This window comes from Actinocrispum wychmicini (assembly GCF_004345645.1).
Lineage (GTDB): Bacteria > Actinomycetota > Actinomycetes > Mycobacteriales > Pseudonocardiaceae > Kibdelosporangium > Kibdelosporangium wychmicini.
Window position 1 is genome coordinate 844,081 of the sequence record NZ_SLWS01000004.1, and the last position, 26,929, is coordinate 871,009.

Annotated in this window: 23 protein-coding genes; 16 read left to right on the forward strand and 7 right to left on the reverse strand. The window is 69.2% G+C overall.

Going from position 1 to position 26,929, the window contains the following annotated elements; all coding sequences use genetic code 11:
• Window positions 1–17 precede the first annotated feature (17 nt).
• The 5 genes from EV192_RS21825 to EV192_RS21845 are packed head-to-tail and all read left to right on the forward strand — an operon-like array spanning window position 18 to window position 5,226.
• Window positions 18–1,346: an MFS transporter gene (locus EV192_RS21825; protein ID WP_132118133.1), complete on the forward strand. Its 1,329-nt coding sequence runs from the start codon at window positions 18–20 to the stop codon at window positions 1,344–1,346.
• Window positions 1,343–2,674: an ROK family transcriptional regulator gene (locus EV192_RS21830; protein ID WP_132118135.1), complete on the forward strand. Its 1,332-nt coding sequence runs from the start codon at window positions 1,343–1,345 to the stop codon at window positions 2,672–2,674. The genes EV192_RS21825 and EV192_RS21830 overlap by 4 nt, the downstream gene beginning before the upstream one ends.
• Window positions 2,675–2,684: 10 nt before the next feature.
• Window positions 2,685–3,620: a mandelate racemase/muconate lactonizing enzyme family protein gene (locus EV192_RS21835; protein WP_132118137.1), complete on the forward strand. Its 936-nt coding sequence runs from the start codon at window positions 2,685–2,687 to the stop codon at window positions 3,618–3,620.
• Window positions 3,617–4,330 carry an SDR family NAD(P)-dependent oxidoreductase gene (locus tag EV192_RS21840; RefSeq protein ID WP_132118139.1) on the forward strand — a complete coding sequence of 238 codons (714 nt, stop codon included), beginning with the start codon at window positions 3,617–3,619 and terminating at the stop codon, window positions 4,328–4,330. The genes EV192_RS21835 and EV192_RS21840 overlap by 4 nt, the downstream gene beginning before the upstream one ends.
• A 44-nt stretch (window positions 4,331–4,374) precedes the next feature.
• A complete protein-coding gene (locus EV192_RS21845) occupies window positions 4,375–5,226 on the forward strand; it encodes an ankyrin repeat domain-containing protein (protein WP_132118141.1) in 852 nt (283 codons plus the stop codon).
• On the opposite strand, the gene EV192_RS21850 is transcribed toward EV192_RS21845, so the two are convergent.
• On the reverse strand, window positions 5,220–7,487 hold the full coding sequence (locus EV192_RS21850) for an InlB B-repeat-containing protein (RefSeq protein ID WP_132118143.1): 2,268 nt from the start codon (window positions 7,485–7,487) through the stop codon (window positions 5,220–5,222). The genes EV192_RS21845 and EV192_RS21850 overlap by 7 nt on opposite strands.
• A 173-nt stretch (window positions 7,488–7,660) precedes the next feature.
• Window positions 7,661–8,512 carry an alpha/beta fold hydrolase gene (locus EV192_RS21855; protein WP_132118145.1) on the reverse strand — a complete coding sequence of 284 codons (852 nt, stop codon included), beginning with the start codon at window positions 8,510–8,512 and terminating at the stop codon, window positions 7,661–7,663.
• Window positions 8,513–8,565: 53 nt separating this feature from the next.
• Here EV192_RS21855 and EV192_RS21860 point away from each other — a divergent pair, with 53 nt between their 5' ends.
• Entirely contained in the window at window positions 8,566–9,114 is a 549-nt protein-coding gene (locus tag EV192_RS21860) for a CGNR zinc finger domain-containing protein (protein ID WP_132118146.1), read from the forward strand.
• Window positions 9,115–9,120: 6 nt separating this feature from the next.
• Here the strand turns inward: EV192_RS21860 and EV192_RS21865 are convergent, their stop codons facing one another.
• From EV192_RS21865 to EV192_RS21875, 3 genes are all read right to left on the reverse strand, one after another.
• Window positions 9,121–11,361 carry a VIT domain-containing protein gene (locus EV192_RS21865; protein ID WP_132118148.1) on the reverse strand — a complete coding sequence of 747 codons (2,241 nt, stop codon included), beginning with the start codon at window positions 11,359–11,361 and terminating at the stop codon, window positions 9,121–9,123.
• Complete coding sequence (locus EV192_RS21870; RefSeq protein ID WP_132118149.1) at window positions 11,358–12,365, reverse strand: MerR family transcriptional regulator; 1,008 nt, start codon at window positions 12,363–12,365, stop codon at window positions 11,358–11,360. The genes EV192_RS21865 and EV192_RS21870 overlap by 4 nt, the downstream gene beginning before the upstream one ends.
• A gap of 194 nt (window positions 12,366–12,559) precedes the next feature.
• Entirely contained in the window at window positions 12,560–13,384 is an 825-nt protein-coding gene (locus EV192_RS21875; protein WP_132118151.1) for a helix-turn-helix domain-containing protein, read from the reverse strand.
• Between the two features lie 64 nt (window positions 13,385–13,448).
• Between EV192_RS21875 and EV192_RS21880 the strand changes: the two genes are divergently transcribed.
• The 4 genes from EV192_RS21880 to EV192_RS21895 all read left to right on the forward strand — a co-directional run bounded on the left by EV192_RS21880 (window position 13,449) and on the right by EV192_RS21895 (window position 17,629).
• The gene (locus EV192_RS21880) at window positions 13,449–13,886 is read left to right on the forward strand and encodes a nuclear transport factor 2 family protein (protein WP_132118153.1); all 438 of its coding nucleotides are present in this window, start codon (window positions 13,449–13,451) and stop codon (window positions 13,884–13,886) included.
• A 100-nt stretch (window positions 13,887–13,986) separates the two neighbouring features.
• Window positions 13,987–15,018 (forward strand): ketoacyl-ACP synthase III family protein, encoded by a 1,032-nt coding sequence (locus tag EV192_RS21885; RefSeq protein ID WP_165960535.1) that lies wholly within the window; start codon window positions 13,987–13,989, stop codon window positions 15,016–15,018.
• A gap of 17 nt (window positions 15,019–15,035) precedes the next feature.
• Window positions 15,036–16,169 (forward strand): acyl-CoA dehydrogenase family protein, encoded by a 1,134-nt coding sequence (locus EV192_RS21890; protein ID WP_132118156.1) that lies wholly within the window; start codon window positions 15,036–15,038, stop codon window positions 16,167–16,169.
• A complete protein-coding gene (locus EV192_RS21895; protein ID WP_207926168.1) occupies window positions 16,166–17,629 on the forward strand; it encodes an amino acid adenylation domain-containing protein in 1,464 nt (487 codons plus the stop codon). Before EV192_RS21890 ends, EV192_RS21895 begins: the two co-directional genes overlap by 4 nt.
• Here EV192_RS21895 and EV192_RS21900 read toward each other — a convergent pair.
• Both EV192_RS21900 and EV192_RS21905 read right to left on the reverse strand, forming a co-directional pair.
• A complete protein-coding gene (locus tag EV192_RS21900; RefSeq protein WP_132118158.1) occupies window positions 17,624–18,349 on the reverse strand; it encodes a class I SAM-dependent methyltransferase in 726 nt (241 codons plus the stop codon). The genes EV192_RS21895 and EV192_RS21900 overlap by 6 nt on opposite strands.
• A 99-nt stretch (window positions 18,350–18,448) precedes the next feature.
• Window positions 18,449–20,083, reverse strand: coding sequence for a family 20 glycosylhydrolase (locus EV192_RS21905; protein ID WP_132118160.1), 1,635 nt, complete (start codon window positions 20,081–20,083; stop codon window positions 18,449–18,451).
• A 157-nt stretch (window positions 20,084–20,240) separates the two neighbouring features.
• Between EV192_RS21905 and EV192_RS21910 the strand changes: the two genes are divergently transcribed.
• From EV192_RS21910 to EV192_RS21935, 6 genes are all read left to right on the forward strand, one after another.
• Window positions 20,241–21,401 carry a cytochrome P450 gene (locus tag EV192_RS21910; protein ID WP_132118162.1) on the forward strand — a complete coding sequence of 387 codons (1,161 nt, stop codon included), beginning with the start codon at window positions 20,241–20,243 and terminating at the stop codon, window positions 21,399–21,401.
• Between the two features lie 493 nt (window positions 21,402–21,894).
• Window positions 21,895–22,803: an ABC transporter ATP-binding protein gene (locus EV192_RS21915; protein WP_132118164.1), complete on the forward strand. Its 909-nt coding sequence runs from the start codon at window positions 21,895–21,897 to the stop codon at window positions 22,801–22,803.
• Window positions 22,804–22,825: 22 nt separating this feature from the next.
• Window positions 22,826–23,551 carry an ABC transporter permease gene (locus EV192_RS21920; protein ID WP_132118166.1) on the forward strand — a complete coding sequence of 242 codons (726 nt, stop codon included), beginning with the start codon at window positions 22,826–22,828 and terminating at the stop codon, window positions 23,549–23,551.
• 238 nt (window positions 23,552–23,789) lie between these two features.
• On the forward strand, window positions 23,790–24,740 hold the full coding sequence (locus EV192_RS21925) for an ACP S-malonyltransferase (protein WP_132118168.1): 951 nt from the start codon (window positions 23,790–23,792) through the stop codon (window positions 24,738–24,740).
• Between the two features lie 11 nt (window positions 24,741–24,751).
• On the forward strand, window positions 24,752–25,807 hold the full coding sequence (locus tag EV192_RS21930; protein ID WP_207926169.1) for a phenylacetate--CoA ligase family protein: 1,056 nt from the start codon (window positions 24,752–24,754) through the stop codon (window positions 25,805–25,807).
• On the forward strand, window positions 25,807–26,874 hold the full coding sequence (locus EV192_RS21935; protein ID WP_132118170.1) for an NAD(P)/FAD-dependent oxidoreductase: 1,068 nt from the start codon (window positions 25,807–25,809) through the stop codon (window positions 26,872–26,874). The genes EV192_RS21930 and EV192_RS21935 overlap by 1 nt, the downstream gene beginning before the upstream one ends.
• Window positions 26,875–26,929: the final 55 nt, after the last annotated feature.

The window sequence follows — 26,929 nt, forward strand, 5'->3', positions numbered from 1 at the left end:
CCGAGAGGAACTGACCAATGTCGACAGTCACCGCTCGAAGAGTCGCGGTCCCGTCCGCCGCGCGGGCGAAGTTCGCGAAGAACTGGACGTCCCGCATTGTCGCCTTCGGCGAGTTCATCGACGGGTACGACCTGTTGGTGATCGGCGCGGCCATGTTGTTCCTGCGCCCGTACTTCGGCCTGACCACCGGGCAGGTCGGGGTGGTCAGCGCGGCCGCGTTCGTCGGCACCGCGGTCGGGTTGCTGGTGTTCGGCGACCTTTCCGACCGGTTCGGCCGCCGGGTCATCTTCATGATCAACCTGGTGTTCTTCGTGGTCGCGTCGATCGGCGCCGCGTTCGCCGGCGGTTTCTGGCAGCTCGTGGTGGTCCGGTTCGTGCTCGGTCTCGCGGTGGGGATGGACATTCCGACGTCACACGCGTTCCTCGCGGAGATCTCGCCGCGCAGCCGCCGCGGCCGGATCGCCGGCAGCCTGCCGAACATGATGTGGCTCAGCGGCGCGATCGTGTCGGTGGTCCTCGCGCTGCTGCTGGGTCCGGTGTTCGGCAACGAGACGTGGCGCTGGCTGTTCGGCCTGGCCGCGATCCCGGCCGCGATGGTGCTCGTGGCCCGGCAGTTCCTGCCCGAGTCGCCGCGTTGGCTGCTCGCGCAGGGCAGGGACGACGAGGCACGGCGCGTCTTCGAGATGCTCGACCTCGAACCGCCGACGGCCCAAGTCGTGAAACAGCGCCGCAGCTACCGGGACCTGTTGGCGGGCAAGGCATGGCGCAGGTTGCTGGCGGTCACGGCGTTCTTCGCGATCCAGGCGTTCGGGGGCGCGGTGGCCACCGTCGCCGGGCCGCTGGTGCTGGACAGCACCGGGATCGGCCGGTCGAACTCGCTGTACTTCTCGCTGGCCGGGTTCGTGATCGGCCTGATCGCGGTGACGGCCGGTGCCACGATCATCGACCGGGTGAACCGGCGGACGCTCGGGATCTGGACCTGTCTCGGGGTGTTCGTCGCCGGCATCGGCATCGCCACGCTGGGCGCGCACTCGACGGTGTGGCTGGTGGTCTGCTTCATCGCGTACTCGCTGCTCACGTGGTTCGGGCCGGGTGTCCTGTCGTGGGTGTGGAGCGCGGAGGCGTTCCCGACCGCGTTGCGTGGACTCGGCTCCGGCATCGCCCAGGCAGCCACCCGGCTCGCGATCGCGGCGAACGTGGTGCTGGTCCCGACGCTGCTCGCGGACCTCGGGCTGGCCACGATCGGCCTGTACGCGTGTGCCTTCCTGATCGCCGCGGGTATCGTGCTGGCTTCACCGTTCCTGGCCACCACCGGCCGAGAGCTGGAAGGCGCCACGACACCATGACGCGGACTCCCCGCGTGACCCGGCCGACGCAGGCGCGCAACACCAACGGTGCCGCCCTGTTCCAGTTGCTGATCACGACCCCGCTGTCCCGTGCCGAGATCGCCACCCGGCTCGGCCTCACCCAGGGCGCGGTCACCCGGATCGCGGCCGCCCTGATGGACGCCGGCCTGCTGCGTGAACTAGGGCCTGTATCGAAGTCCCCGTCCGCGATAGCCGGGCCGGATGCGGTCCCTGGCGCCACCGCCGAAACGCCCGAATACAACCCGGTATTAGGGCGCTCCTGCGGCGACGCCAGGAACCGCCCCGATCCCGACTCTCATCGAACGGGGACTTCGATACAGGCCCTGAACGCGCGCAGCACCCAGGGCGGCCGGCCCCGGGTGCCGCTGGCGATCGTCCCGGACGCCCGGTTCGCCATCGGTGTCCACTTCGGACTTCAGTGGACCACGGTCGGTCTGGTGAACCTGCAAGGGGAGTGCGTGACGTGGCGGCGGCACGAACGTGACCCGAGCGATGTCACGACGACCCTGCGGGAGGCCTCGGTCCTGGTCGACGAGGTCGCGGCCGGGGCGCCGGGGCCGGTGATCGGGGTCGGCGCGACCACCGGCGGCTGGGTGGATCCCACGTCCGGGGTGGTCCGGGCGAACGAAGCGCTCGGCTGGCGGGAGGTCTCGCTGGCCGAGCGCTTCGGCGCGCAGGTCGGCCCGCCGGTCACGGTGGACAGCCACGTCCGGTCGGAGACCCTCGCCGAGCTGCTGTTCGGCGCGGCGCGCACGGTCAGCGACATCGCCTACCTGTTCGTCGGAAACGTGCTGGAGCTGGGCCTGTCGGTGAACCGGGAGGTCCGGGTGGGGGTGGCCGGGGCGGAGGGCTCGGTCGCCGACCTGATCGTGCCCGCAGGCGATCGTGCGGCCCCGAACAAGTACGTCCGCCTCGGTGACGTGGCCACGGATCGCGCGGTGCTCGCAGCGGCACGCAGGTCCAAGACGGTGACCGCCCGTGACGGGATAGCGGAACTCGCCGCGTTGGCCAGCCGTGGCGTCACCGCGCGCGAACAGCGGGCGGACGCGATCCTGAGAGAGCGCGCGACCCGGATCGGCGGGGCCGTCGCGCAGCTGATGACGCTGTTGGATCCGGAGCTGATGGTGGTCGGCGGCAGCGTCCCGGCGTATCTCGACGACGTCCGTGCGGTCGTCGCGCGGTTGACCGGCCGGTGGGGGAGCGCCGAGCGGATCGTCGCCTCCGGGCTCGGTGAGCAGCCGCTGGTGACCGCGTCCGCGGCAGCGGTGCTCGTCGGCTTCTACGACGATCCGGTTGGCTGGAACTAAGGGGGTACGGATGGATGTCGAGGTCCACCGCGTGCGGGTCTCGGACCGGACGACGTGGTCGATGATCGAGGTGCGGGCCGACGGGATCAGCGGCTGGGGTGAGTTCTCCGACGCCGGCCCCGGGATGGACCTCGCCGCGCGGACCGTGACGGGCGCGTTGCGCACGGCCCTTGACGACCTTCAGGCCCGTCGCGACGGGGTGCCGCTGATCGCGACACCGAGGCCGATCCCGTTGTACGCCAACATCAACCGGGCGACCACCGAACGTACCCCGGACGGGTTCCGGTTGATGGCGAAGAAGGCCGTGTCCGTCGGGTTCTCCTGTGTGAAGCTGGCACCGTTCGACGGGCTGACCGGACCGCACCGGGCTGAGGAGGGCCTGGCGTGCGCCCGCGCGGTCCGGGACGAGATCGGGCCGGCCGGGCTGATCGTGGACGTGCACGAACTGCTCGACGACGCCGAACTCGACCGGGTCCTGCCCGGCCTGGCCGGGCTGGGACTGGTCTGGCTGGAGGACGCGGCGCCGCTCGGCCGGCCGGAGCGGCTGCGCCGGATCCGGGACGCGGTCGGCTGCCCACTGGCGGGTGGGGAACTCATCGGCGACTTCGCCGACGCGTTGCCCGCGATCCAGGCGGGCGCGCTCGACGTGCTGATGCCCGACGTGAAGCACGCCGGCGGCGCCGGCAACGCGCTCCACCTGGCCCGCCTGGCGCGTGAACACGGTCTGACGGTGTCGCTGCACAACCCCAGCGGGCCCGTGGCCACGGCAGTCAGCGCGCACGTCACGGCGGCGCTCGACGACACGGCTCCGCTCGAATTCATGTTCGGCGAGCACGACTCACGCGCTTCCCTGACCGAACCGGCCGAGCGCGTGCTGGACGGGGTCTGGTGGCCGTCGGGCGGTGCTGGCATCGGTGTCGACGTGGTACAGGAGGGACAGCTGTGACACGAGGGGCGGTGGTGATCGGCGCGGCCGGCGGCATCGGTTCGGCTGTCGTGGCCCGGTTGCTCGACGAAGAATGGACGGTCGCCGCGGTCGACCGTGACCCCGAGGTGGCGGCGTTGGCCGGACCGCGCTGCCGTGCGGTGACGGGGGATGCCTGTGACGACGATGTGCTCACGAACGCGTTCGAGGCGCTAAGCGGCGCCCAACCCGTCGCGCTGGTCCACTGTGTGCTCGCGGAACACCGCGGCCCGTTGCTCGACCAACACCGCGACGACCTGATGGCCGTGCTGGAAATCGGCGCGGTGTCCGCGCATTCGGCCATCAAGAAGCTCGTGGCGGCGGCGAACGGACCGTGTTCGGCGGTGCTCGTCGGATCCGTGCAAGCAGGCGGGGCCGTGCCAGGCCAGTCGGCCTACGCCATGGGCAAAGCCGCGTTGGAGGCGTTGAGCCGCGCGGCCGCGGTGGAGTTGGCCGGTGTCGGACTGCGGTGCAACGTCGTACGCCCCGGGTTCGTCGCCGTGCCACGCAACCAGCACCGCTGGACGGATCCGGCGTTGGCGACGGCGTATCCGTTGGGGCGGTTCTGCACGCCCGCGGAAGTGGCCGAGGTGATCGCGTTCCTGGCCGGCGACCGGTCGTCTTATGTGTCCGGATCGGTCATCACAGTGGACGGCGCCGCGACCGGGATCCTGCCCGAAGTTCTGGCGTAGTCTGCCACGGCAAGCACCACTGGGGTGGTCGCCAAGGAGGTGCCATGACCGCGCTCGACGTGGAGGCCGAACTGCGCGACATCCTCGACAACCGGGACGTCGCCCGGCTGACCGGGTTCCTGGCCGAGCACCCCGGGCTGGCCACCACCAGGGCGCGCAGCTGGTGCGACCACGAACACGGCGTCGGCCTGCTGGAATACATGGCCATGCTGCGGTTCGACCACGCTCGGTTGGGGCTGCCGCGCGACCTGCCCGGCACCGGGGCCGTCGCCAGGGCGTTGATCGACGCCGGGGCGCCGGTCGACGCGCAGCCCGGCGACCGCGAGACCCCGCTGATCACCGCCGCCTCGTACGGGGACGCCGACGTCGCCCAGGTCCTGATCGAGGCCGGGGCGGACATCGAAGCCGTGTCCACGCCCGACTCCGGCGGCGTACCCAACGGGACCGCGCTGCTGCACGCGGCGGTGTTCGGGATGACCGAGGTGCTCGACCTCCTGGTGGCCGCCGGAGCCCACGTCGACAGCCTGGAAATGGCCGCCGCGGCGGGCGATGTCAGCGCCTGGCCGCTGGCCGCGGCCGACGAGCAAAGCCGCCTGCGGGCGTTGGTGTTCGCAGCCGACCACCAGCGGTTGGAGGTCATCGACCAGCTGGTCGACGCCGGCACCCCGCTCGACCAGGCGGACGCGCGGTGGCAGCGGATGCCGTTGCACGTGGCCGCCGAGCACGGCCGCCCGGCGAGCGTCCTGCGGCTGCTCGCGCACGGCGCCGACCCGGACGTGCGCGACCCGCAGCACCACCGGAAACCGCTCGAATGGTGCCGGCCGGCGAACCGCTACCTGGACAGCCCCGCGCACGACGAGGTGGAGGCCATCCTCCGGCCGCTCACCCGTCAGTAGTCGGTGAACTTCGCCGTGGTGGTCTTGTCGCCGTCCATCTGGAACTGACACGTCGCCGGCCAGCCGCTGTAGTGCCCCTGACAAGGGCCGTCCCAGCTGCTGATGCTGGTGTCGCCGGAATTGGATGCGCCCTTCAGGGTGACCGTTCCCTCGGTCTTCGGGATCTTCACCACACACGTGCCGCTGCTGCCGAACCGGCAGTTGAGGCCGTGCGGACCGGTGACGTTCGGGTCGTACATCGGGTCGCTGCCCGTGACGTGGACGGTCAGGGTCCACTTGTTCGAGGCGAAGTTCGCCGACAGGGTCACGTCGTGGTCGAAGGACGCGGTGCAGTCGGTCTGGGTCTTCACCGGACAGCCGACCGCCCACCCCTGGAAGTCGTAGTCGGCGTTCGCCACGGCCGCCTTCAGGGTGACGGGCTGCCCGGGAGGTTTCTGGTACGTGCACTTCGGCGGGCAGACCGTGCCGTCGACCGAGATGGTGCCGCCGGTCGGCTGGGTCATCGTGTAGTGGATCGGCTGGACCGTGCCGAACTGGTAGGTGACCGTCTTGGGGCCGTCCATCAGCACGTCGCACTTCGCGTCCGTGCCGGAGCAGGCGCCGCTCCAGCTGCCGAGCAGGTGACCGTTGTTCTCCTTCGCGGTGAGCGTGATCTGGACTCGTGGGTCCAGTTCCGCCGAACAGGTGCCTGGGCACACGATCTTGTGGTCCTCGCTGGTGACTGTGCCCCCGTCGGACACGTTCACCTGCAAGTGGAACCTGTGCTTGTCGCCCACGGTGATGTTGACCGTCTTCGACCCCTTCTGGCCGTTGGACATGGTCGCCTCGACGGTCACGATGTACGGCGCCTGCCTTGCGGTGGCCCACTTGTGGGTCGTCGCCGGGCCGTCGCCCTCGGTGCCGTCGCCGTATGTCCAATGTGCACTGTGTGCCGGTGTCCCCGACGCGTCGACGACTTTGAGGTCGATCGGCTCGTCGACCACGGGGGTCGCGTTGCTCACCACGACTTGCGGTGTCTGCGGATCGTTGGGGTGGGACGGATCGGTCCGGGGAGACGAGTCGGCCGGGCGCTGGTCGCTCGTTCGGCCGGCGCCCTGGGTCGGCTGCTGCCCGCCGGTGTCGGGCCGGGCGACGCCCTGCTCGGGGTTGGCCGGGTCGTACTTCCTGATCGTGGTCAGGCTGCCGTCCAGCTTGATGACGCCGGCCTCCTCGGAGCCGGCGTCGTTGTAGAACACCACGCCGTCCCGGGTCAGCAGTTGAAACCGGACGTTCGGCCGGAGCACGTTCGGCCGGGCGATCACCCGGGACTCCCGCAGGCTGACGACCAGCACCTGGCCGGTGGTGTAGTCCGGCACGAACACCCGGTCGCCGGCCTCCACCGCCGGGCCGAAGTCGCTGCCCGCGGTCAACGGGATCGCGCTGGCACACCGCTGGGCGGCGACGTCGCACACGTCCAGGACGCCTCGGGTGGCGACGACGTAGATCCGGTCGGCGTTCGGCGACCCGCTCACCTGGACCTTGTCGTCCGTGCGCAGGTCGAGCCCGAAGCTCCCGACGGTTCGGCCGGTGTCGCGGTCGACGCTCGTCGCGGTCCGGTCGGCCAGGTCGACGATGACCGGGCGCCCGTTGGCGATCGTGATGGTGCTGACCCCGGGCTTGACCACACCGCTGCGGATGATCTTGTCCTGGCCGGCGACCCGGTTGAGGTCCCCGGTCGCGGTGTCCACCGCCCACAGCGTGCCCGCGTCGTCCACAGTGACCGTTCCGGCCGCGAGCCGGCCCGCCACCGACACCATCTCCCCGCGCCGGTCCAGCGTCTTCGGGTCGGTACTCACCAGAATGCCGCGCGTATTGTCCAATGTGTACAATGAGTTCGGTCCGGCGATCACGGTGAGGCCACTGCCCCGGGCGTCCGCGATCGGCGTCGCCGGCGGCGTGGGAGCGAACGTGGCGCCGTCCACCCGGCGGACCATGCCAGCCGACTGGTCCACTGTGTACGCCGTGTTGCCCTGCTGCACGACGTCGAGCATGTCGCCCGGCGCCGCCACCTTGACCTGCGCGGCGACCTCCGCGGAAGCGCCGTCCAGCAACGTCACCTGGCCGACCTTGCCGGACGCGAACCACGCCTGCCCGGACAGCAGCCGCACCCCCTGCGTCGGGTTGCCCTGGCCGACACCCACCACGACCACCCCGGCCACCGCCACCCCGGCCACGGCCGTCATGACCACGGCCGGCCGCCGTGCCAGTCGAGAAAACCGCATGCTCCGCCCCTGCTCGCGCGCGAGTCCGTCGAGGCAATGGTCGACGACAGTTCACCCGTGAACGAGAGGCAGAACCCCCAGAGACCCCGGGAAATCTTCCCGGGACACCGTGTCGCGCGTTCCCAGACGGTGTGTCGCGCGTTCCCGGACCGTGAAGTTCCCCTTCGCGTGGCCTACGCGGCCAGGAACGGGAGCAGCCGGTCGAGCACCGCGGCCGGCTGCTCCTCGGCGAGGAAATGCCCGCACTCGGAGATCGCCTCACCCGTGACCGACGTGCCGTAGTCCCGCCAGATCTCCAACGTGGGCAGGGAGCCCAGCAGACCCGTCGCACCCCACAGCGCCAGCACCGGCATGGTCAACCGGCGCCCAGCCGCCGCGTCCTCGTCGTCGTGCGCGGCGTCGTCCGGGAACGAGGCACGGTAGTCGTCGAAGCCGGCCCGCAACGCGCCCGGAGCGGAGAACGCGCGAACGTACTCGTCAACGGCGTCTTTGGTCAGGCCGGACCGCTGGTGGGTCCACCGTTCGAAGAAGTACCCCAGGTACCCGGCCACGTTCTGGCCCGCGAGCAGTTCCGGCAGGTCGGGCTGCAGGTGGAAGAGCCAGTGCCAGTAGCCGCGGGCGACCGGCGCGTCCAGCCGGCGCCACATCTCCCGGGTGGGGATGATGTCCAGCACCGCGAGGCGCTCGACCTCGGCCGGCCGGTCCAACGCCCACCGGTGCGCGACCCGGCCGCCGCGGTCGTGGCCCACGACCTTGGCCGTGTCGAACCCCAGGGACCGCAGGAGTTCGGCGACGTCGGTCGCCATCGTCCGCTTGTCGTACCCGTGCCGGGGCTTGTCGGTGTGCCCGTATCCGCGCAGGTCAGGGGCGATGACGGTGTGCGTCCGGGCCAGTGGCTCGATGACCTTGTGCCAGCAGTAGGACGTCTGCGGCCAGCCGTGCAGCAACACCAGCGCGGGCCCGTCACCCACGCGTTGGTAGCTCATCCGGATGCCGTTGACGGTGGCCGTTTCTAACTCTCTCATACGGTTAGAAGCTAACGGGGTCGACTAACCGTCGTCAACGGTTAGAATCGGGTATGAGCGACTGGGTGTTCGACGGCGGCCGACCGTGCCTGGACCTGGTCAACACGTTCCGGGACCGGGCACTCGGCGGCCGGGAACTCCTGACCGGCCCGGCCGCGCTGGCCGACTGGTTCGTCGCCGCGGGCCTGCTCACCACGCGCCCCCGCGTCACCGCCGCACAACTCGCCGCCGCCCTGGACCTCCGGACAGCCGTCGACGACGTGCTGCTCGGACACCGGCCGTCCGTGGCCGGTGTCCGACTCGTGAACCAGGTGGCCCAAGCAGTTCCGCTCCCTGTTCCCCAGTTGCGGTCCAACGAAGGCGGCCGGCTGCGTGTTGTCGCGGCACGTAAGGACGTGCCGAGCGTGCTCACCTTGCTCGCCGTCGACGCCATCGAACTGGCGGCCACGGAGACGACTGTGCGAGAGTGCGCGGCCGACGACTGCGGACTGCGTTTCGCCGACACGTCGCCGAAAGGCAACCGCCAGTGGTGCTCGATGGCGCGTTGCGGCAACCGAATGAAGGCGCGGGCGCACTACGCCAGACGCCAGCAACCACGTTGAGCTGCGTCAGCGCTTCCAGAATTCGTTGCGGGCAGCGGGTTTCGCCAACGACTCCAAGGTGTTCACGGCGAGTCGCCACCGCCGCTCGGTCTCCTCATCGCCGGCCGCTGGGCGGGCCAGGTGCTCGGCGAGTTCGCGAAGGGCGGTGGCCTGCTCCCCGGTCCACTGGTCAACCAGGTTGCCGATCCGGGACGCCAACCGCACCAGCAGCGTCTCTCGCGTCTGGACCGGTTGGCTGCTCGCCGCTCGCAGGGCAAGCAGTTCCTCCTTGACGAACTCCTCGATCGTGGTGACCGGCCTCGGCATCGAGAGCGCTCGCTTGGTGTGCGCCCGCCTGGCCCGAGCAGGGGCGGCCGCGGCGGGCCGGGCGAGCCTGGCCGGCGCCATCGCCTGCGGCGCCATTTCCAGGAAGTCCCAGCCGCTGACCGGTTCGACCGGCTGCGTCACCCGGTGCACTGCGCCGCCTTCGTTGACGACGTGCTCGTCGGCCGCGACGAACGCCGTGAACCGGGAGAGCGCGCCGAACCGCAGGGACGTGTCCACGATTTCCCGTTCCAGCGCGTGGTTGTTCCCGGTGCCGACGACGTAACGGTCCTCAAGGTCACGGATCCGCGCCCTCGCCCACACCGCACCGAGGCACGGGTTCTCGCTCCTTGACGCCGGCACGATCTGCCGGAAGCCGCCGTCGCCGACGACGGTCAGGGCGCCGTCGGGCGTCCCGGCGAACCGGCCGGTGATCACCACCGGAGCGCCGGCGAACACATCCGGCAGCGGGGCCGGCGCGAGCGTGCCGAGGTCGGCGGCGAGCCCAGCCGGTTCCACCCGCAGCCCGGTGACCAGCGGTGCGGCGATCCGGCGGTGGATCTGCCGCATGGCCTCGTCCAGCCGGTCCTCCGACTCGACCAGCTCGCACCGGCCCCCTGTGGACGCGGCGAGCCGCTGCAGGAACGCCTCGTTCACGGCACGGTCGACCCCGATCGTGTGCACGCGGACACCAGCCAAGCGGCCGGCCAGGTCGCGCAGGATCTGGTCCTCGTTGCCGACCTGGCCGTCGGTGACGAGCACCAGCACCCGGTCCCGGTCACCGGACTCACCCAGCAACTCGGCGGCCCGCCGCAGCGGAGCCAGCATTTCAGTGCCGCCACGTGCTTGCAGCCCGGCGAGGAACTCGACGGCGCGGAACCGGTTGCGGTCACCGGCCTCGACCAAGCCGCTTGGTGTCTCAATGGTGTTGTCGAAAGCCAGTACCGCGAATCTGTCCTTGGTGGACAGTGTGTCGACCACGCGTGCGGCGGCTCGGCGTGCGGCGACCATCTTCCACCCGCGCATGGAGCCGGACCGGTCCAACACCAATACAACGTCCTTGGCCGTGTCCGTTGGCGTTTTCGCCGGGGGCAGGACGGTGAGCGCGAACGTTCCGCCTTCGTCGTCCGGGCGGACCGCCAGCGAAGTGGCGACCGTTTTGTCGGCGTCGTACCGCAGCCGCAGGATGACATCGCGGTCGGCCCGTTCCCCCGGCTGCAGCCGAATCCGCAACCCCTCCTGCTCACTGACTACTGTATGCAAACTCGACTCCACCGCGGTCAGTGGAAGCCCGGCCGGATCGATGTCAACCTCAACGGACAACCGAACCGGATGGGGAAATCCAGGCAGCAGCACCGGAGGACTGATCCGTGAAGCGTCGGGCACAGCGTCCGTGTCCGCCGCGAACCCGTCCCCCACCTGCTCACCCGCCAACGGAACACCGGGAACGTACCGCGGCGCGACAACGAGCGGGAACCGAAACGTGGCCGCATTGTCCTCATACGGCAGTTCACCCACCAGACTCAACCGCACAACAACCCGCTCACCAGGCATGATGTTGCCCACCCGCATGGTGAAAACGCCGGGCCGCTCCTCCTCGGCGATCGACGCCCGCCGCCCCTCAGCGACAGCGGTGTCGTAGTCCGCGCGAGCCGCACCCCGCTCCTTGAGTACCCCCTTGACGACCCGGCCATCCGCCTCCATGGTCATCGCCGTGACCGCGGCCCTGGACGGTAACGGAAAGATGTACGTGGCCTCCAACGCCTCGGCATAACTGTTGCGAAACCCCTGAGCCACCTCGACACTCGACACCAACCCGGTGATCGAAGCCCGAACATCGAGCGACTCAAGCGGCAAATTGCCCCGCTCAGTACGCAAACACCCCACCCCGGCATCCTCATCCGGAAGCACAGCCGAGTCGATCATGTGCACAGGCGGTGTCATGGAACGTCCCTTTCGTCGCGGCTCAGCTGATCGAGCAGGTCCAGGAGCGGAGCGGCAGCGTCCTCAACGGCCGCCAACTCGTCGTCGGTCAGTTCCCGGCGGAGCATGACCATGACACTGTCACCGAGGCGGGCACCGTGTAGGCGGGTGGCGGGCGGGAACGCGGTGTCCTCATCGTTGGTTGTGGACTGGCTCGTGCCTGCGGGTTGGTGGTTGCCTGCGTTTTGAGCGGTGCCTGTGGGTTGGCTGGTGCGTGCGAGCTGGCCCGCGCCAGTGGACTGGCGGTTGCCTGTCGCAGCCTGGCTGGTGTCCGCGGCCTGGCTGGTGCCGGCTGTTTGGCTGGTGCCTTCGTTCTGGTCAGTGCCTGTGGGTTGGCTGGTGTCCGCAGCCCGGCCAGCGCCTGACCTTTGAGCGGCGGCGATGGCCCTGACACGAGCGGTCAGGGTGCTGTCCGGACCAGATCTGACACTGTCAGCGTCCACCGAGGTGGTCCTGGCCGGGACGGCACCGGTGGTCAGGACGGCACCGGTGGTCAGGTCGACGCCGGCATCAGATCTGACGCCGGCATCGGATCTGACACTGTCAGCGTTGTCGGCGGGGGCCGCTGGCGGGGCGGCCCAGAACCGCACTCGCGACGGTGTCTCGCCGGGCAACCGGGCGATCCGATCCAGCGAGGACTTGCCAGCGGGCAGCCGGGCGATTCGTTCCAGGGCGGACTCGGTACTGCCGACCAACTCCCGCTGCACCTCGGCCAGCCGTCGCCCAGCTGCCTGCAGCCGTTTCACCGCAACCAGTTGCAGCAGGTGGCGCCGCCTGTACAAGGCGATCCGGCCGTCCATCGCGGCCGGCCGGTCGACCAGGCCGATCGTGGTGTACCAGCGGATGGCGCGCATGTTCGGCACGTCGGCGACCCGGCGGTTGGGCGGCCCGTCGTACTCGACGGACAGCGCCTCCGAGACCCGGTCCGACAGTTGCTCCAGTGTCCACAGCTCCTCCCCGTCCATGCCTTAACCTTGACACTGTCATATTGACACTGTCAAGGTTAAGGTACTCCCGGGGACCGCCCGGAGAGGCGGACGTTGCCTTGGGTGGACGCCATCCCTGAGCGGTGCGCCAGTCCGCCTCGCCGACGTCGCGCCGCGCCTCGTCGTGCCTCGCCCCGCCCGGCCTCGCCTCGCCCGTCGACGCCGCGTCCCGTCTACGCGACGCCGGGCGTCGTCCACGCGATGTCGTCGACCGCCAGCCATGTCTCGCCGGCCACGGTCGCTGGAGTCACTCCGCTGAACGCCAGAACGTCCCGATGCAGGTGGGATTGGTCGACGTAGCCGCTGTCCGCCGCGACCCCGGCCGCGTCTTCGTTCGCGGCCAGGCGGTGGGCGGCGTGGTCGAAGCGGACCAGTCGCGCGGCGCGCTTGGGGGACAGGCCGATCTGTGCCCGGAACCGGGACCACAGGCGCTTGCGGCTCCACTCGATCTCGGCCGCCAGTTCGTCGACTCGGGCCTGCCCGCGACTGGCGATGATCCGGTCCCAGACCCAGGCCACCTCGCGGTCCACCGACGGTCCCGTCTCCACTCGACAGGCAAGCAACGCCTCCACCGACGCGAAACGGTCCTGCCACGACGTGGCGTCGCCGAGTCGCTGTCGGATCCGTGCCGCGTCCTGGCCCCACAGGTCGTCGAGGGTCACCATCACGTGATCCAGTTCCGCGAGGGAGGCGCCCAGCACAGTGTGTGCGACGACTGGGGACAGGCGCACCTGGAGGCACTCGATGTTCTCGCCGCGCACGCGGACAGCGTCGTGCATGAACCCGGCGACAAGGTTGCCCCGCTGTTGCCGGCCGGTGGTGGCATCCACGATGAGCGGGCCGTGACCGAACTCCAGAACGAGCGTGACGGCCGGGTGTGGCACCACCCGCACGTCCACCGGGCCCGTCGCGCGACCGCGAAACCCGGCCATGCTGACACCGGCCACCCGGTTCGGCGTCGGTGGCCGTACGACGTCCCACCCGGCCGCGGATCGCATAGGCCCATGCTATGCGGAACATTTGTCCAAGACGCTGGCGCCAGGGGCCGGCGACAGTAGGTCCATGAGCGACAACATCATCCAGAACGCCTTCCAGGCGTTCGCCGGCAACGACCCCGACCGGATCGTGGCGGTCCTGACCGAAGACGCCGAATGGCTGTCGCCTCCTGGGAACGCCACTGCCGTCGCGCTGGAGACGACCAACCACATGGTGGGGGCGCAGGCGATCGCGCGCTTCTTCGCCGAGGACTTCCCTCGTCTGTTCGCGCGGGACGTCACCATCTCCTTCCACGGATCCCATACCGATGGCGAGCGGGTGACCGTGGAGGCGACCATGACGGCGACGCTCGCCAACGGCAACCACTACAGCAACGACTACTGCTTCGTCTTCGAACTTCGGAACGGGCTGATCCACCGGGTTCGCGAGTACGTCGACACAGCCCGCGGGCACGGCATGGTCTTCGGTCCCACGGGTCGGCCCTTGGTCGAGAAGGCCCGGTGAGGCGCGTTCTTGGGAAATGTCCAGCTTGGACGTGGTAGTGGCTGGTCAGGGGGGAGTTCGTGGATACCGTCTCGGTGACCGCGGACGTGGGGAGAGCCAGTTGAAGCTGCGTGATGTCTTCATCGGTGGGCTCGGTGTTTGCCTGCCTGAGGTTGTTCCCGTTCAGGAGGCTGTCGATCAGGGGTTGTTGGCGGCCGCGGTGGCTGAGCGGTCCGGGTACACCGGGGCCGCTGTCGCTGGGGACACGCCGCCGGTCGAGATGGCGTTGGCGGCCACCGAGCAGGCTTTGCGCAGGGCCGGTCAGAGGCGGGACGACCTGGCCATGCTGTTGTACGTCGACAACTACGACAACGGGCCTGTCGGGTGGTACCCGCAGGCCTTCCTGCAGCGGCTGGCGACCGGTGGGGACATGGTTTCCGCGGAGGTTCGCCAGGGGTGCAACGGGATGTTCGCGGCGCTTGAACTCGCGGGCGGCTATCTGATGGCGCGGGAGCCGAAGGCGGCCGCGGTGATCGCGGCGGCGGACAACATGACGCTGCCGCAGATCAACCGTTGGCAGTGTCTTCGGCCGGACTTCATCGTGGGTGACGCCGGTTCAGCCGTTGTCCTGACGAAACGGGCCGGGGTCGCGGCTTTGTTGTCGGTCGCGTCGGTGACTGTGGCCGAGTTGGAAGGGATGCACCGCGGCAATGAGCCGTTGTTCCCGCCGACGACCGGCCAGACGTGGGACTTCTCCCAACGCATCGACGACTTCAACTGGCGGGCCAGCACCGACGACGGGGTCGAACACCTGTGGCTGCCGTTGGTGAAGGCACGGGCCGAGTTGGTCGACCGGGTGCTGGACGAGGCCGGGATCGGCATCGAGGAGGTCACCCGCCTTGCCTACAACCACTCTTCCCGGGAGCACATCGAGTTCGGCCTGCTCAGCACGTTGGACGTACCGATGTCCCGGTCCACCTGGGAGTTCGGCCGACACGTCGGGCACCTCGGCGCGAGCGACCAGATCGTGGCGCTGGACCACATGCTCTCCCACGGTGAACTCGCCCCCGGCGACCACGTGTTGATGCTGGGGATGAGTCCCGGTGTGAACATCGCCGCCGCGGTCGTGCAGATCCTGGACCCGCCGAACTGATCCCGGAGGACCGATCCATGGAGTTCGGCTGGACCGCCGAGCAGCGGCGACGATACGAGGACGTGCTGGCCGCCACCACCGACGCGTTCCCACCCGAGGACGTCCACACCTTCACCCGGGACAAATGGTTGCGGCTGGGCAAACTGGGTGTCCTCGGCGCGAGCCTGCCACGGCGGTACGGCGGCGGCGAACTGTCCGCTGTGGACACCGCGAGGGTCTTCGAGGCGGCCGGCAAAGGATGCGCTGACACCGGACTGGTGTTCGCCGCGGCGGCGCACCTGTTCGCGTGCGCCATGCCCATCCTGGACTTCGGGTCCGACGCGACAAGGGAACGCCTGCTGCCTGGCCTCGCGTCGGGCGAACTGGTCGCCGCCAACGCGATGACCGAAGCGGACGCCGGCTCGGACGTCGGCACGTTGAGCACCACAGCAACCGAAACCAAGGGTGGGTTCGTTCTCAACGGCACCAAGACTTTCGTCAGCAACGGCCCGGTCGCCGACGTGTACGTGACGTACGCGGTCACGGACCCGGACGCGGGCAACTGGGGGATCAGCACCTTCGTGGTGGACGCGAACACCCCCGGAGCCAAGGCCGGGCCGCCGTTCCACAAACTCGGCCTGGACGGCTGCCCTGCCGGCACGGTCACGTTCGACGACTGTTTCGTCCCGGCCGACGCCATGCTCGGCGAACGCGGCCAGGGCTCGGCGATCTTCCAGCACTCGATGGGCTGGGAACGGTCCTGCCTGTTCGCGCTGTACCTGGGTGTCCAGGACCGGATGATCGAGCAGTGCGTCCAACACGCCCGGGAGCGCAGGCAGTTCGGCCACCGGCTCGGCGACTTCCAGTCGGTGGCCAACCGGATCGTGGACATGAAGCTCCGCCTGGAAAGCGCCCGGCTGCTGCTCTACCGCGCCTGTTGGGCGCTGGACAACGACGAAGCCCCGGCTCTGCACTCCGCACTGTCCAAACTGGCCGCCTCGGAGGGCGCGCTGGCCAGCGCGACCGACGCCGTCCGCCTGTTCGGCGGCCGCGGATACCTGAGGTCCGAAGGCATCGAGGCCGCGCTGCGCGACGCGATGGGCAGCACCATCTTCTCCGGAACCACCGACATCCAGCGCCGGATCGTCGCCATGGAGTTAGGACTGTCATGACCCCGCCCATGACCCTGGACCGCCTAGTCCGTGACGCCGCCCGCCGCACCCCCGACGCCCCAGCGGTCCACACGGACGATGACACTGTCACATACGCCGAACTCGACCAGCTCGCCGACGACTACGCCGCGGCTCTGCACGCTAACAGTGTCACCGTCGGCGACCGGGTCCTGATCTGGGCCGAGAAGAACGTTGACACTGTCGCATTGATGCAGGGGGTGTTGCGGGTCGGCGCGGTGTACGCCCCAGTCGCGCCCTCGAACCCGCCTTCACGCGTCGGCCGCATCGCAGCAGGCTGCACACCCGCGCTGATCGTCACCGACGACGCCGGCCGCCAGGCCTGGGAAACCGACTACCAGGTGGTGACGTTCGCCGAGCTACGCGCGAAAGCCGCGCAGGTCGAGCAGCAGGAAGGCGTCGACAAACAGCGCGACGAGACACATGTCAGCGACCCCGACGACCCGGCCTACATCCTCTACACGTCCGGGTCGACCGGCGAGCCGAAAGGCGTGTGTATCAGCCACCGCAACGCTTTGGCGTTCGTCCGGTGGGCCGCCGAGGAGACCGGGTTGACCGGCGCCGACCGCCTGGCCAACCACGCGCCCTTCAACTTCGACCTCTCCGTGTTCGACCTGTACGGCGCGTTCCTGGTCGGCGCGGCGGTGGATCTGATACCCGCCGACTACGCCTACGCCGCCGAAGCGCTCGTGGAGTTCATGGAGAAACGCCGGATCACGGTCTGGTATTCGGTGCCGTCCGCGTTGTTGCTGATGATGCGGCTCGGTGGGCTGCTGGACCGGGGAGCACCGCCGGACCTGCGGGTGTGCGTGTTCGCCGGTGAACCGTTCCCGACACCGAACGTGCTTCAGCTGCGCGCCGCCTGGCCGGGGGTGCGGCTGTTCAACTGGTACGGCCCGACCGAGACCAACGTCTGCACGTCCTATGAGGTCACAGCCGCGGACGTGGACCGCGTCCGGCCGTTGCCGATCGGGACGGCGGCCAGCGGCGACACGATCATCCTGGACGAACACGGCGAGATCGTCGTCGACGGGCCGACCGTGATGTTGGGTTACTGGGGCCGTGAGCCCCAACGTGGCCCGTACCGGACCGGCGATCTCGGCCGGTACGACGAGCACGGCCAACTGGAGTACCTGGGCCGCCGGGACGCCATGGTGAAGGTCCGTGGGCATCGCGTCGAACTCGGCGAGATCGAGGCCGCGATCTCGACACACGACGCGGTCGACGCGGTGGCTGTTGTCGTGGTCGGCGAGGGCATCGACATGCGCCTGCACGCCGTGGTCGTCCCCAAGGCGGGACAACGACCCGGCGTGCTCGCGATGAAGGCGCACTGTGCGCAACGGTTGCCCCGGTACATGATCATCGACACTGTGTCTCTTGTGGACGATCTGCCGCGGACCGCCAACGGCAAGGTGGACCGGGCTGCCCTGGTGGTGTCATGACCGGCTGGGGACCGCGACCACGTAGTGGGTCGGCAGGTCGAGGGGAGTGCCGTCGGCGAGGGTCTCGGTGGTGTGCAGCATCAGGTCGCCCGCGTCCAGGATGGTGAACCCGGCCGCCGCGAACACGGTCTCCAGCTGTGCCTCGCCCGCGCTCGGCTGCAGGCCGATCCGGAAGTACGTGGAGACCCGGTCCAGCTTCCGCAGGTCCTCGCTCGACTCGTTGATCAGCCGCTGCATGTACGTGTAGCTCGCCGGCGTCAGCTCCTGGTCGAACACGCCGCCCAAGTCGCCCGCCAGCACGGCCAGCGATCGGACGCACGTCATCCGGTCCTCAGTGGACAGCTGGTGGATGACCCCGGACAGGTAGACGTTCACGTCGCCGAACCGGTCGTGGAACGCGCGAACCCGCTCCGCGTCCAGGACGTCCAGCGGGAGGTACTCGATGTTGTCCGCGGCGTTCTCGGCACGGGCCCGGTCGAGCGCGGCCACGGAGATGTCCGCGCCGATCACCCGCTCGAACAGTCCGGCCAGGTACCGCGTCTGGGTGCCGTTGCCGCAGCCGAGGTCGACCAGTGGCAGCCCGGGGTCGAAGTGCGGCTTGAACAGCTCGACGTGGGTGGCGGCGCCGAGCGTGGCCGAGCAGTCCCAGAACGCCTCGCCCGGCCGGCCGGGCAGGTCCTTCCAGAAACTGTCCCACAGCTTGCCGTACTGGCCGGCCATTGTCCTCTCCTCACTCAGAGCGGCGAACAGCGAAAGATGACGGTCCGGCTTCTCTAGGGGGGAGAAGCGAAGCCGGACCGTCGGTCGTGACCCGCCGTTCTACCTGGCGCCTGCGGGCCACGGGATCTGCGGGGACCGGTAGTAGTTGACGCGCATGGCGTCCCACCTCGGTCCCTGTGCGGCCAGCCGGCCGCTGAACCCCGCCCAGTCGTGCGTGGCAAGCGGTGACCAGCCGATCTCGGCGATCGCCGGCAACCGCGGGAACGCCATGAAGTCGACGTCCGCCACGCTCGACACCGTCTCCGTCCACAGTGGAGTCTCGACGCCGAGTACCGCGCTGTCCAGCACACCGGGCAGCACCCACGTCGGATCCCAGCTGTACGCGGTCTGGACCTCGATGTACCCCGCCCAGCGCAGACCGAGCGGATCAGCCGGGACGGTCGGCGTGTACTTCATGTCGAGGTACGAGAACACACACGGCGACATCACCACGGTAGCACCTTCGTGGGTGGTCTGCGCGAGCTTGTCCTCGGTGCCGTCATAGATCCAGAACTGACCGGTCGACGTGGCCGGGTTGGTCACGGTCAGCGCCGCGCCCCACCCCATCAAACGCTTGCCGTGCTTCGCCACGATCTGCTCGACCTGGTGCATGTACGTGGCGTAGTCCGCGGGCGTCGTGCTGATCGACTCGTCGCCGCCGACGTCGACGTACGGACCGGGGGTGAGCTCGGCGATCCGGCCGATCACGTCGTCCAGGAACTTGTAGGTGATCGGCTTGTTGATGCACAGCGTGCCGTTCGGCGCCGGACCGACGCCGGTGAACAGCGGCTGGGCCTTCCCGTCACAGTTCAGCTCCGCGTACGACGCCAGCGCCGCGTTCGAGTGCGCCGGCCCGTCGATCTCCGGAACCACTGTCAGGTAACGCTTCCGAGCGTACTCAAGGATCGCGCGATAGTCCGCGGTGGTGTAGTAGCCGGCCGGACCGCCGCCGACCTGGGTGCTGCCACCGATCTGGGTCAGCTTCGGCCAGCCCGGGATCTCGATCCGCCAGCCCTGCTCGTCGGTCAGGTGCAGGTGCAGATAGTTGATCTTGTACAGGGTGATCTGGTCGATGTACCGCTGGACGTCCTTGACAGTCAGGAAATGCCGGGCCACGTCCAGCATGGCGCCCCGGTGCTGGTACCGGGGGTAGTCCACGATCCGTCCACCTGGGACGGTCCACGGCCCGGCCTGCCGGGACCGGGCCTCCACCGCGCCGGGCAGCAGCTGGCGCAGGCTCTGCACACCGGCGAACAGCCCAGCCGGCTTGTTCGCCCGGATCACCACCGACCGGTCGGTCACGTCGAGCTGGTAGCCCTCGTCGCCGACCTGCGGGTCGGCACCGCCGAGCGTCAACGAGATGCCGGGCAGCGGACGGTCGACCGGCGGCACCGGGATGACCGGGATGAGGTACCCGGTGGACGGCCGCAGCACGCCGGCCAGCTGCTGGCCGATCTGCAGGGCGTCAGGGGAGCGCCACGACGTGAACACGACGGTTCCGGGACCGACCTGGTAGGTGGCGGCCGGATTCGGTTGCACGACAGCGGGTGCGGGCACGATCCGCTGCATCGACGTCGGTTCGGCGGCGGTCGGCGCCGCGCTGGCGCCGGCGGGTAAGAGGACGCTCGCGAGCGAGGCGAGCAGCAGACAGCTGGTCGCGGCTCTGCGCCGCGCCCGGTTGGTTCGAAGCGTCATGAGCCCCGTCCACGGATGGAAGTGAAGATGGTGGCCCAGTTCTTAACGGCCGCGTGAACCGGCCGTCCACCCGCGCGCGGCTTCTCTAGGGGGATCACTAGGGCGCCAGCCCCTACGGTTGGTTGGGGCGCAACGGGATTCGTGAAGGGGCGAGGCAATGGCTGGACCGCCGGAGATCATGGTCGACGGAGGCCGCTCGCTGCTGGCCTGGCTGGCCGGGATGCGCGCCGACAGTCCCGTGTGGGAGGACGAGAACGGGCACTTCCACGTGTTCCGGTTCGACGACGTGCACCAGGTGATCGCGGACCCGGTCGCGTTCTCGTCGGACACCCTGCGCCTGGCCGGCCAGGACGAGACCCCACCCGGTACTCTGCTGCTGCTCGACCCGCCGCTGCACGGCAAGCTCCGCAAGCTGGTCAGCCTGGTGTTCACCCACAAGATGATCACCGAGCTGGAGCCCAGGATCGGCGAGGTCACCGCCGAGCTGCTTGACCGCATCGACACCGACGACTTCGACCTGGTGGACACGCTCGCCTACCCGCTGCCGGTGATCGTGATCGCCGAACTGCTCGGCGTCCCACCGGCGGACCAGGAGCTGTTCCGGGACTGGGCGGACGTGCTCATGTCGTCCCGGCCGGACGACGAGGCCAGCATGAAACTCGTCTGCGAGGCGGTCCACGGTGTCGACACCTATCTGAGGGACCAGGCACGGGCCCGGCGGTCGAACCCCACCGACGACCTGATCGGCCGGCTCGTCGCGGCCGAAGTGGACGGAGACCGGCTCACCGAGGAGGAGATCGTCAACTTCTCCGCCCTGCTGCTGATGGCCGGACACGTGACGACAACCATGTTGCTGGGCAACACAATGCTCTGTCTGGACGCGAACCCGGACGCGGCGGCGCAGCTGCGCGCGGACCCACGGCTGATCCCCAAGGTGATCGAGGAGGTGCTGCGCGTCCGCCCGCCGTTCGTGAAGGTGGAACGCGCCACCACCCGGGACGTCGAGGTGGGCGGCACGGTCATCCCAGCGGATCGTGCGGTGTCACTGTGGCTCCTGTCGGCCAACTACGACGAACGCCGGTTCCCCGAGCCGGACCGCTTCGACATCCACCGCAAGCCGAACAAACACACCGCGTTCGGCCACGGCATCCACTTCTGCCTCGGCGCGCCGCTGGCCCGGATGGAGGGTGAGATCGCTTTGACCGCCCTGTTCGAACGGTTCTCGGAGCTGTCCGTGGATCCGTCCGCGCCGGCGCCTTACTACGAGTCGGGCATCTTCGGGGTGAAACAGCTGCGGGTGATCGCCAAGGCGCGGTGACCGCTTCCGGTTCGGTTTGACATGGGGACCCCCGCGGTGGGTGCAAGCCGACTACGCCGGCAGGCCAAGGGTTCTCCGTTACTCCACCCCGGACTCGGCCGTTTCGGCGGCTTCTGGCCTGCCGCCGCAGCCAGCTTATCCCCGCCGCGCCCCATGTAAAACCGAACCTCCGATGGGCGACGGGGGCTGGTGCCCGCTTGGCCGCGCCGGCTGAAGGCGGCCAAGCCTGTCCGAGCGGAGCGAGGACCAACAATACTGTCGGTCCCTGCGGGTACCTTGTTCATCGGGTACCCGTAGGGACCTTTTTCGCAGCTGTATCAGCCCTCAACGGTCATGACATCCACCGATCGGTTGATGTCGGCCGCCGGGTGGTGGAGGTGGGGGTCAGCCCGGGACCGCCACCAAGTCGACCCCGGCGGTTGATCAATGCGGCGCGGATGAGGGCCACAGTGGGTACCGCAGTCGACGAGAGATCCAGGAGGGCGGGCGGGCGATGCCGGTCATCGAGGTCAACCAGTTGCACAAGGAGTACGGCGACCATGTCGCCGTCGACGACGTGTCCTTCAGTGTGGAGAAGGGCGAGATCTTCGGCATTCTCGGTCCGAACGGCGCGGGCAAGACCACCACGGTGGAGTGCGTCGAAGGGCTGCGCAAGCCGGACGGCGGCACGATCCGGGTCCTCGGGTTCGACCCGGTCAAGGACCGCCGCAAGCTGGTCACCCGGATCGGGGTGCAGCTGCAGGAGAGCCACCTGCCGGAGCGGATCAAGGTGTGGGAGGCGCTGGACCTGTACAGCGCGTTCTACCCGAACCCCGCGAACTGGGAGGAGCTGATCGACGAGTGGGGTCTCGCGGAGAAGCGCGACACGTACTTCAGCAAGCTGTCCGGCGGCCAGAAGCAGCGGTTGTTCATCGCGTTGGCGCTGGTCGGCAACCCGGAGGTGGCGTTCCTCGACGAGCTGACCACCGGTCTTGACCCGCAGGCCCGCCGGGACACGTGGGAGCTGATCGAGAACATCCGCAGCAAGGGTGTCACGGTCGTGCTGGTCACGCATTTCATGGAGGAGGCCGAGCGGCTGTGTGACCGGCTGGCCATCATCGACCGGGGCAAGGTGGTGGCGATCGACTCGCCGGCCGGCCTGGTGTCCCGGGTGGACGCGACCCAGCGGATGCGGTTCAAGCCGTCCATCCCGTTGGACGACAAGATGCTGACGGACCTCCCTGAGGTGGTCAGCCTGACCCACAACGGCCCGCACGTGCTGATCACCGGCACCGGCAACCTGGTCCAGGCGGTCGCGTCGGTGCTGGCGCGCAACCAGATCCTGGCCGAGGAGCTCCGGGTCGACCAGTCCAGCCTGGACGACGCGTTCGTCGCGCTCACCGGCCGCAAGTTCCAGAACTGACCGCAGAGGAGGCAAGCCAGACATGCACGCATTCCGCAAGCTCGTGGGGACCGAGCTCAAGGTGACGGTCCGGGACGCGCCGGTCGCGCTCGTCGCGGTCATCTTCCCGGCGGCGATCGTGGCCATCTTCGGCGCGATCGCCAAGCCGGGCGAGAGCTCCGACCCGTTGAAGTACTTCTACCAGCCGATGAGCCTGGCGATGGGCATCGGGGTGCTGTCGTTCAGCCTGATGGCCACGGAAATGGCCACCTACCGGGAAAAGGGCATCCTGCGCCGGCTGGCGACCACGCCGGTGAACCCGTCCCGGCTGCTGGGCGCGCAGCTGGTCACCAACCTGATCATCGCGTGCGCCGCGGTGATCGCGGTGGTGCTGCTGGGTTCACTGGCGTTCGGCTTCCCGTGGCCGGGCGACGCGCTGGCGTTCCTGGTGACGATCGTGCTGAGCCTCGGCGCGCTGCTGGGCATCGGCACGTTCATCGCGGCGGTGGCGCCGGCGAGCCGGGTCGCGACCGGTATCGGCGTCGGGTTCTACTTCGTGAACCTGGTCCTCGGCGGCATCTTCGTGCCGAAGGAGCAGCTGCCCGCGGCGCTGTCCAACATCGGTGACTACTCGCCGCTCGGGGCCATGCTGGCGGCGCTGCGGCAGGCGTGGGCCGGCCACTGGCCGATGCCGTTACACCTGATCGTCCTGGGCGTGTGCGCGGTCCTGTTCGGTGGTCTGGCGATCAAACTGTTCCGTTGGGAGTGAGAACCAGGGCGTGTCTCGAGGTCCCCGTCCGCGATAGCCGGGCCGGATGCGGTCCCTGACGCCACCGCCGGCACGCCCAAAGACAACCAGTATTCGCGGCGTACCGGCGGCGACGTCAGGAACCGCCCCGATCCCGACTCTCATCGAACGGGGACCTCGAGACACGCCCTGGGAAATCTTCTAGGTCCCGCGTGCTAGCGCCGGCACGCGGGACGGTCGCTGTCCTACCGTCCCGGACGTGACCCTTGGCTACCTCCTCGGCGCGGCCATCTCGGACCCGGATCCGCGGCACGGTGCCGAACTCTACGAGGCGTTCCCCGTTGTCCGGCGGACGTACGACGAGGTGCAGGCGTGGACCGGCATCCCGGCGGAGCGGATCCTCACCGGCGACTTCGCTGCCGACAATGACCACGAACGGTTCGCGTTCGCGGGTATCCGGCTGGCCACCCTCGCGTTCGGCATCCACGACCTGCTGGCCGACCGGGAGGTCCACCCGGGCGCGGTCGGCGGGATCAGCCTGGGTGGGCTGATCAGCAGCTGCCTGGCCGGGGCGTTGGGGCGTCGGGACCTGTTCGAGCTTCTGGTCCAGGAAGGCAGGACCCCTGCGCGGGACACGACCCCTCAAGGCGCCGCCATCGCGTTCATCCCCGCCGACGAGGACCACACCCAGTACTACGCCGACCCGGATGTCCACCTGGGCGGCGACTTCGGGCTGCTGGTCGACGGGTCACGGCGGCTGCTGATGCTGTCCGGCACCCGCGCGGCGCTCGACCGCGTCGCCGCGCAGGCGGCGCCCGGGGTGGTGAGCGTGATCGAGAACCAGTCGCTCGCCGTGCATTCGCCGCTGCGCCAGTACGCCAGCGACTTCATGGCGCCGCACGTAGCCGCCCTGCCGTTGAGCGATCCCAAGCTCCCGTTGTGCTCGTTCCTCGAACAGAAGACCCTGACGACTGCGGACGAAGTGCGGGATCTGTTCGTCCGCAACAAGACCCACACGATGAGCCTGGTGCACGTGGTCAACGAGTTGCGTGCCCAAGGCACCAGGTTGGCGTTCGTGCTCGGCCCGTCGCTGCCGGAAGGCGCCATCAGGTTCCCGTTCCCGGTCGTCCACATCAAGACCCCCGAGCAGCTCACCCAGGCCATGACCGCGATGTACGAGTACGGCGTGGGCATGCCGTCCACTGTCTGAGGGGGAGCGCAGTGTCTCTGACCGATCACTGGCTGGGTATCGATCTGGACGCGTGGACGCGGCATGTCGTGCGCCGGCATTTCAACCCGGAGCTGGGCAGCCCGTACTGGCTGAAGCGCGCGACCGAGCTGCCGTTCGACCCGTTGAGCGTCAACACCTACGACGACCTGGTGAAGTTCGGGCCGTTCCGGCTCGGCGACCTGCGCGGCAGCGACCCGGCCGAGCTGGTTCCACGCGCGGTGCCCAGGCCGTTGGCCGGGCGGATCTGGGAGTCCGGTGGCACCACCGGCGACCCTGTGCGCGTGTTCTACACCGAGGACATGATGACGCACCGGACCGAGTGGCGCCGCTGGTCGTTCGTGGCCGACGGGTTCCTGCCGGGCCGGAGCTGGCTGCAGGCGACGCCGAGCGGGCCGCACCAGATCGGCAACGGCGCGCTCGAGATCTCCCAGCTGCTGGCCGGCCTGGTGTACGGCATCGACATGGATCCGCGCTGGATCAAACGGCTGATCCGGGACGGGCGACTCGCCGAACTCCAGGTATACACTGTACACATCCTCGCCCAGATGACCGATATCCTGAACTCACAACGGATCCACTACCTCAACACGACCCCGGCGCTGCTGCGCGCGCTGATCAACGAGAGCCCGCAGCTGGTCGCCCGGCTCGACGGGGTACGCCTGGGCGGCACACACATGAGCCCGGAGATGTACCGCGAGTTCGTCGAAGCGCTCGACGGCGGGATCGTGCGTTCGGGCTACGGCAACACGTTCGGCAACGCGGTGAGCCTGCCGCCGGAGAACGACGGCGAAGTCCTGCCGTACGTCCCGACCTACCCGCAGGTGACGATGTCCGTTGTGGACCCGGCGGACTGGACGTCCGTGGTCGCCCCCGGCAAGTCCGGGCAGCTGCGGCTGACGGTCCTGCACGAGGACCTCCTGCTGCCCAACATCCTCGAACGCGACGAGGCGACCCGGTACGACACCGGTGGACGCTGGCCGGTCGACGGGGTCGCCAACGTGAAACCCCTGCAAGTGAGCAAAGCGGCGCCGGAGGGACTGTACTGATGCGGGTCGCCGTGATCGGCGCCGGCGTGATCGGCGCGTCGGTGACGTACCACCTCGCCAAGCGGGGAGTCGAAGTCCACTGCTTCGACCGCGCGACCACTGCCGGATCGGGCACGACGAGCGTCGGATTCGCCACCGCCACCGCGTATCGACGTTTCCCGCAGGCGTACTTCGCACTGAACCAGGCCGGTATCGCCGAACACGTCAAGCTCGGCGGGCAATGGTGGCATCAGTCCGGTACTATCGGGTGGAGCGACGACGAGTCCTTCGGTGGGTACCTGGATCTGTTGGCCGAGTGGGGATGTGACGTCGAGCGCCGCAGTGTGCACGCCGCGCACAGGGAGTTGGAACGGTCAGTCGACTTCCCTCGGTCCGGCGTGGTCGCGCGGCTGCCGCGAGAGGGATGGATCGACGCGGTCGCGTTCACCCAGTGGATGCTTTCCGTTGACGGGGCCAGCGTGCGCCTCGGCACGGCCGTCGAGAAGTTGGACAAAGTAGACAGTGGCACGTTCGGCGTGCTCAGCTCGGACGGCACCAGGACCGAAGTCGACGCGGTGGTCAACGCCGCCGGCTCCGGCGCGGACGACGTGGCCGTGATGGCCGGCGCGCGGCGATTCCTCGGCGCCCCAAGGCGTAGCCTGATCATCCACGTGGACATCGACCACGATCTGAAGCACATCGTCCGGGCCCCGGACATCAGTATCCGGCCGGACGGCCCCGGCCGGATCGTGATGCGTTCGGACCAGGTCGACCGCAAGCTGCCGGACCGCTCCGGCGCACCCGAACCCACCCTGGTGGACGACCTGCTTGCCCGCGCCCACCGGGTCATTCCCACACTGAGCGCCGGCACCATCCACCTCGCGCACGTCGTGGACGCCCGTTGTCCACGGGACGACCTGCCCAGCGCGGGCGCGTTGACCGCCGTCCCCGGCTACTACGAGGCGGTCGCGAGCGCGGGCGTGACGTTGGCGCCCCTGTTCGGCCGGCTGTTGGCCGAACAGATGACCAATGGCACGGTCGACGCACTGCTGAAGCCGTTCTCGCCGGACCGGTTCTCTGTGCAATGAGGACCGAGCAATGAGGACCGAGCAGTGAGGCCCTAGTCGATGTCCTAGTTTTGTT